The 995-nt window shown below is 67.3% G+C and carries 1 pseudogene; it reads right to left on the bottom strand.

The annotated features are described in order from the left end of the window. Positions 1–50: 50 nt before the first annotated feature. A pseudogene (locus STRIP9103_RS52825) lies at positions 51–836 on the bottom strand (ParA family protein). Positions 837–995 lie beyond the last annotated feature (159 nt).

Genomic DNA, 995 nt, shown 5'->3' with positions numbered 1-995 from the left:
GGCGCTGACGCCGCCGGTGTCGACGGCGAAGTCGTCCTTCTTCTTGGCGTTCATGCTGCGGGGATCTCCGGGAGGTAGCCGGCCTTCACGGCCAGGTCGCGGAACATGCGCGCGACGTCGGACTTCGGTTCGTACTGGGCGATGGTGAGGCCCTTGTTCTTGGCCTCCGCCACGGCGGTGCGCAGCGGGATCTCCCCGACCACGGGCAGCGGCAGCTGGTGTATGGCGTCGTAGACCTTCTGGTGGAAGCCCGAGAACGGGCGGTCGATGCGGTTGATGACCAGCCCGCGGTAGTGCGGCATCGGCATGCGCGTCTCGGTCACCAGGGTCTGCACCTGGCCCAGCAGCAGCTCCAGGGCCTCGATGGAGAACTCGTCGACGTCGACCGGGATGAGGACATGTTCGGCCCACCGCAGGACGTTGTCCGTGTCGACGTCCAGGGCCGGGCGGCAGTCCACCAGGCAGTGGTCGAACTCATCCTGAAGGAGCTCCAGCACCCACGCCAGGCGCTCCTCCTTGCTGCGCGTGCTGTGCAGCTGGCGCGGCAGGGTGAACAGGTCCAGCGCGCTCGGGATCACTCACAGGTTCTCCGAGTGCTGGCGCACCAGGGACCGGGCCTGTTCCCGGGTGCAGGTCTGAAGCATCGCCCGGGCGAGCGTCAGTTCCCCGCCCGGGTGGAGCCGTGGGAGCTTCAGCTCGGTGGTCAGGTTGCCCTGGCCGTCCAGGTCCACCAGGAGTGTCTTGCGGCCCGCGGCCTCGAGCGTGCCGCCCAGATGCAGCGTGGTCGTCGTCTTGGCGACCCCGCCTTTCTGGTTCAGCAGCGCATCTCTCGTCATCGCCATAACGGCAGACCGTACCGCCGCAACAACGGTCCGCCGTAGCTACGGCATGACGGCACACCTTCGTGTCTGCGGACTGGTCAAGGGGTATGGCCTGGGGAACGGGCAACGGACAAGGGGTGGTTGCCTGCGGATCACAGGCTATGGTGTACGCGA

This window comes from Streptomyces ipomoeae 91-03, from assembly GCF_000317595.1.
Classification (GTDB): domain Bacteria; phylum Actinomycetota; class Actinomycetes; order Streptomycetales; family Streptomycetaceae; genus Streptomyces; species Streptomyces ipomoeae.
This window is presented reverse-complemented; position numbering and strand designations above follow the sequence as displayed.